Genomic DNA, 5239 nt, shown 5'->3' on the forward strand with positions numbered 1-5239 from the left:
CCACTTACCTCTGTGTCTATCTGTCTTGTGGTGGGGGGTGGCGGCTGGGGGGGGTGGGGGTGTCCCCACAACACCCCCCCCCCCACGAGTGCGTCCGGGCCCGGGGCCCCACCGGCCCGCCACCCGCGCCCGGCCCGCGCGCCCGGCCCCTGCGCCCCGCCCGTACGCCCCGCCCGCACGCGCCCCGCCCCCCGCGAGCGGCCCGGATCCCTCCAGCGAGGGCCCGCGCCCGGCGCCGTCGGTCCACGGCGGTACGGTTGCGCTCCGACAGCGCTCCACGTGCCCGGGCCCGGAACGGACGGCCCGGTCGGGGCGGCGACCGCGGCAATCGGAAGGAAGGCGCGCGATGGCGGCGGAGGACGAGGGCCTGACCGGCCCGGACGGGGCCAGGCCCGCACCGGAGCCGCAGCCGCAGCCGTGCCCGGCACCACCGGACGAGCGCCGGCCCGGGCCGAGGTCCGTCCCGGAACTGCTGCTCGGCCGCCCGCCGATGGCCCGCCCGCTGCCCTCCTTCGACCCCGCGGCCGCCCCCGCCGAGCCCGGCCCGCTGTTCGTGGACTGGCTCGCCACCGCCCTGGACGCCGGGGTGCTGGACCCGCAGGCCTTCACCCTCGCCACGGTCGACGCCGACGGCATGCCGGACGCCCGGGTGCTGGTGCTGCGCGACGTGGACGCGGCCGGCACCGGCTGGAACTTCTCCGCGGCCGCCGACAGCCCCAAGGGCCGCCAGCTCGCCCACCACCCGGCCGCCGCGCTGAACGTCTACTGGCCGCAGCTGGGCCGCCAGGTCCGGGTACGCGGCAGCGTCGAGCGGGCCGCCGACCTGGTCGCCGCCGCGGAGTTCGCCACCCGCTCGCCCGCCGCCCGGGTCGGTGCGCTGGTCGGCCGGCAGAGCGAGCCGCTGGCCGAGCTGACCGAGTACGACGAGGCGGTGGCGGTCGCCCGGCGCCGGCTGGAGGCGACCCCGGACGCCGTCGCGCCCGGCCACGCGGTCTACACCCTGTGGGCGCACGAGGTGGAGTTCTGGCAGGGCGACGCCCAGCGCCGGCACGTCCGGCTGCGCTACACCCGCACCGGCCCGGTCCGTACCCCGGAGTGGTCCCGCACCCTGCTCTGGCCGTAGCGCCGTTGCCGTGAGGGGCCGGCCGCGCCCGGTCGGCGTCCTCCGGTCGGCCCCCTCCCGCCAACCGCCTCTCGCCAGCCCCCTCCCGTCAGACCCGTCCGGTCAGCGCCGTCCGGTCAGCGTGGCCCCCACGCTGGCCGCGACCACGCAGCCGATCCCGGCCAGCTGCGCGGCGCCCAGCAGCTGGCCGAGCACCACCAGCCCGACCAGTGCGCTGACCGCCGGCTCCAGGCTGACCAGCACGCTGAACACCCGCTGGGGCATCCGCCGCAGCGCCGTCATCTCCAGCGCGTACGGGAGCACCGGCAGCAGCAGCGCCACCCCGGCCGCCGAGGCGAGCAGCACCAGCGGCGAGGCGCCGGGGGCGGTCAGCCCGTCCCAGGCCTCGCCGAGCCCGAACGGCGCGAGGAACAGGGCGCCGACCGTCATCGACACCGCCAGCCCCTGGAAGCCCTGGAAGGCGGCGCCGACCTTGTCGGTGAACAGGATGTACAGCGCGTAGCAGCCGGCCGCGCCGAAGGCGTAGAGCAGGCCGACCGGGTCGAGCGAGCTGCCGCCTTCCCCTTCGCCGAGCAGGGTCAGCAGGACGACCCCGGCCGCCGCGAGCAGGGCCCAGAGCAGGTGGCTGGCCCGCCGGGCGAAGACCAGGGCGACCGCGAGCGGGCCGAGGAACTCGATGGTCGCGGCGGTGCCCATCGGCAGCCGGTCGATCGCCCCGGCGAACAGGAAGGTCATCCCGGCGGAGGCCATGCCGAGCAGCGCGGCCGCGGCGAGGTCGCGCGGGCGCTTGTCGCGCAGCCGGGGCCGGGTGACGGCGAGCAGGATCACCGCGGCGAAGCCCAGCCGCAGGAAGGTGGTGCCGCTGACCCCGAGCGGGCCGAACAGCGGCTTGGACAGGGCGATGCCGGTCTGCACCAGGAACATCGCGACCAGACACAGAAGCGGCGCCGGGATCCTGTCCGGGCGCCGCAGGGCCTTGCCGATCCGGCCGGTGGACCGGCCGGGGCGGAGCCCCGGGGGCGCCGTGGAGCCGGGCTCCCCACCTCGTCGCCGGCTGCCCCGCTCGCCGGCGGGCTCGCCCGTGGGGGCGGGCGGCGTGGCAAGGGCCTCGGCGACGGCGGCGGCCGAGGTGGGGGCGACGGTTTCGCCGGTATGGGAGGTGGGCATGCTGACGAGTTTGCCGTAAGGAGTGACCAACCAGCAAGCTCGTTACAACCCGTTCACGGAAACCGGGACGGATGCGGACGGGTGCGCCCGAAAGGGTGGACTCGAACGGGCCGCGCGGCGTGGCGGACGCGTTCGTCCGACGGTCCGTCAGTATCAAGGCCGGGTGCGCTGTCTCCGCCCGGCGGCCTTCCTCGCCGCCTCCCTCGTGCTCCTGCTGGCGACCGGCGGGACGGGCGTGAGCGCCGAGGCCTCCGTCCCGGCCGCCGCCGCCCTCCCGCGCATCCGGGCCGTCCGGCTCCCCGACCGGATCGGCCCGCCCCGGTTCCGCGACAACTGGAGCGGCGCGGCCTTCGACGTCTGCACCGCCCCCTCGACCGACGCCCTGCGGGCCTGGCGCGCCGCCTCCCCGTACGGGGCGGTCGGCATCTACGTCAGCGGCTCCCAGCGCGGCTGCCCCCAGCCCCGGCTCACCGCGGACTGGATCCACCAGGCGCGCTCGATGGGCTGGCGGTTCCTGCCGGTGCACGTCGGCCTCCAGGCGCCGTGCGCCGATCCGAGCCGCAAGCCCCGGCGGATCGACCCGGCCGAGGCCGCCCAGCAGGGCCGGGACGAGGCCGGCGAGGCCGTGCGCGCGATGCGCTCGCTCGGCTTCGGCCGGGGCGCCCCGGTCTACCTGGACATCGAGGCCTACCCGATGCGCGACGCCGGCTGCGGCCGGGCCGTGGTCGAGTTCACCCTCGGCTGGACCCAGGCCCTGCACGCGGCGGGCTACCGCTCCGGCTTCTACTCCAGCCTCGACTCCGGCGTCGCCGACCTGGCCGCCGCGGCCCGGGCCGGCAGCGGCCCGCTCCCGGACGCCGTCTGGTACGCCCACTGGGACGACCACGCCGACACCGCTTCCGCCGGCCCGCTCGGCCCGCAGCTCTGGGCCTCCCACCAGCGCGTCCACCAGTACCACGGCAACGTCCAGGAGACCTACGCCGGCGAGACCCTCACCGTCGACCGCGACCGGGTGGACGGCCCGACCGCCGGCTGACCGGGTACGTCCGGCCGGTCCCGTGATCCGTGCAACGGGTTCCGGATGCTGACAGCGGGCGGACGGAACGGCACAATCGGGCACGTCCACGCGCATTACCGCCCGGTAGGAAATGCCGTGGCACCGCCAGTGCCGCCAGGTCGAGGAGGACCCGTGTTCAGCACGATGCAGGACGTACCGCTCACCGTCGCCCGGATCCTGGAGCACGGGTCCACCGTCCACGCCCGTTCCACCGTCACCACCTGGGACGCGACCGGTCCGGTCGTCCGGACCTACGCCGAGGTGGGCGCGCGCGCCGCGCAGCTGGCGCACGCGCTGCGCGACGAGCTCGGGGTGACGGGCGACGACCGGGTCGCGACGCTGATGTGGAACAACGACTTCCACCTGGAGGCGTACCTCGCCGTCCCGGCGATGGGCGCCGTGCTGCACACCCTGAACCTGCGGCTGCCCGCCCAGCAGCTGTCCTTCATCATCGACCACGCCGCCGACCGCGTGATCGTCGTCAACGGCAGCGTCCTGCCGCTGCTCGCCGCCGTGCTGCCGCAGCTCGCGCCCACGCTCAAGCACATCGTGGTGGCCGGCCCCGGCGACCGCTCGGTGCTGGCCGGCTTCGCCGGCGGCGTGCACGACTACGAGGAGCTGATCGCCGACCGGCCCACCGACTTCCCGTGGCAGCGGGACATCGACGAGCGCCGGGCCGCCGTGCTCTGCTACACCTCCGGCACCACCGGGGACCCGAAGGGCGTGCTCTACAGCCACCGGTCGATCTACCTGCACTGCATGCAGGTCAACACCGGCGACAACTTCGCCTTCACCCCGCGCGACACGGCCCTGCCGGTGGTCCCGATGTTCCACGTGAACGCCTGGGGCATCCCGCACGCCGCCTTCATGTCCGGCGCCAACCTGCTGATGCCGGACCGGTTCCTCCAGCCCAAGCCGATGGCCGAGATGATCGCCGCCGTCCGTCCCACTGTCAGCGCCGCCGTCCCGACCATCTGGAGCGGCCTGCTGGACGAGCTGGACGCGGGCGACTACGACACCTCCAGCCTGCGCATGGTCGTCATCGGCGGCAGCGCCTGCCCGCCGTCGCTGATGAAGGCCTACGACGACCGCCACGGCATCCGGGTGCTGCACGCCTGGGGCATGACCGAGACCTCCCCGCTCGGCTCCTTCGCCCAGCCGCCGGGCGGCCTCACCCCCGAGGAGGAGTGGCCGTACCGGATCACCCAGGGCCTCTTCCCGGCCTCGGTCGAGGCCCGGCTGATCGGCCCGGGCGGCGAGCGGATGCCGCACGACGGCGTCTCGGCCGGCGAACTGGAGGTCCGCGGCCCGTGGATCGCCGCCGCCTACTACGGCGGCGCCGGGCAGGACCCGGTCCGCCCGGAGGACAAGTTCTCCGAGGACGGCTGGCTGCGCACCGGCGACGTGGGCACCATCACCGCCGACGGCTACCTGACCCTCACCGACCGGGCCAAGGACGTCATCAAGTCGGGCGGCGAGTGGATCTCCTCCGTCGAGCTGGAGAACGCCCTGATGGGCCACCCCGAGGTGGCCGAGGCCGCCGTGGTCGCGGTGCCGGACGAGAAGTGGGGCGAGCGCCCGCTGGCCACCGTGGTGCTGCGCCCGGGCGCCGCCGTCGGGCTCAGGGACCTGCGGGCCTTCCTGGCCGAGCGGATCGCCTCCTGGCAGCTGCCGGAGCGCTGGGCGATCGTCGAGTCCGTCCCGAAGACCTCGGTCGGCAAGTTCGACAAGAAGGTGATCCGGGCCAGCTACGCGGCCGACGAGCTGGACGTCACCACGCTCGGCAAGGAGTAGCGGACACACCGGAGGGCCGGCCCCCCCGCGAACCGGGGGCGGGCCCCCCGGCCGGCCCGGGGGAGGCCGCGGGGGCGGCCCCCCCCCCCCCCCACGCC

Annotated in this window: 4 protein-coding genes; 3 read left to right on the plus strand and 1 reads right to left on the minus strand. The window is 75.9% G+C overall.

The window, feature by feature from the left end; translation table 11 throughout:
• Positions 1-346 precede the first annotated feature (346 nt).
• On the plus strand, positions 347-1123 hold the full coding sequence (locus ACFWXO_RS11830) for a pyridoxal 5'-phosphate synthase (RefSeq protein WP_375882635.1): 777 nt from the start codon (positions 347-349) through the stop codon (positions 1121-1123).
• 102 nt (positions 1124-1225) lie between these two features.
• Here the strand turns inward: ACFWXO_RS11830 and ACFWXO_RS11835 are convergent, their stop codons facing one another.
• The gene (locus tag ACFWXO_RS11835) at positions 1226-2290 is read right to left on the minus strand and encodes a DMT family transporter (RefSeq protein WP_380523403.1); all 1065 of its coding nucleotides are present in this window, start codon (positions 2288-2290) and stop codon (positions 1226-1228) included.
• A gap of 163 nt (positions 2291-2453) precedes the next feature.
• On the opposite strand from ACFWXO_RS11835, the gene ACFWXO_RS11840 reads away from it, so the two are divergent.
• Entirely contained in the window at positions 2454-3326 is an 873-nt protein-coding gene (locus ACFWXO_RS11840; protein WP_380523404.1) for a DUF1906 domain-containing protein, read from the plus strand.
• A gap of 153 nt (positions 3327-3479) precedes the next feature.
• Positions 3480-5141: a long-chain fatty acid--CoA ligase gene (locus tag ACFWXO_RS11845; protein ID WP_380523405.1), complete on the plus strand. Its 1662-nt coding sequence runs from the start codon at positions 3480-3482 to the stop codon at positions 5139-5141.
• The last annotated feature ends 98 nt before the right edge of the window (positions 5142-5239 follow it).

This window comes from Kitasatospora sp. NPDC059088 (assembly GCF_042738155.1).
Taxonomy (GTDB): domain Bacteria; phylum Actinomycetota; class Actinomycetes; order Streptomycetales; family Streptomycetaceae; genus Kitasatospora.

Bases quoted from the DNA above. Each gene is read 5' to 3' on its own strand.
- ACFWXO_RS11830 (WP_375882635.1), top strand. From the start codon at position 347: ATGGCGGCGGAGGACGAGGGCCTGACCGGCCCGGACGGGGCCAGGCCC.
- ACFWXO_RS11835 (WP_380523403.1), bottom strand. From the start codon at position 2,290: ATGCCCACCTCCCATACCGGCGAAACCGTCGCCCCCACCTCGGCCGCC.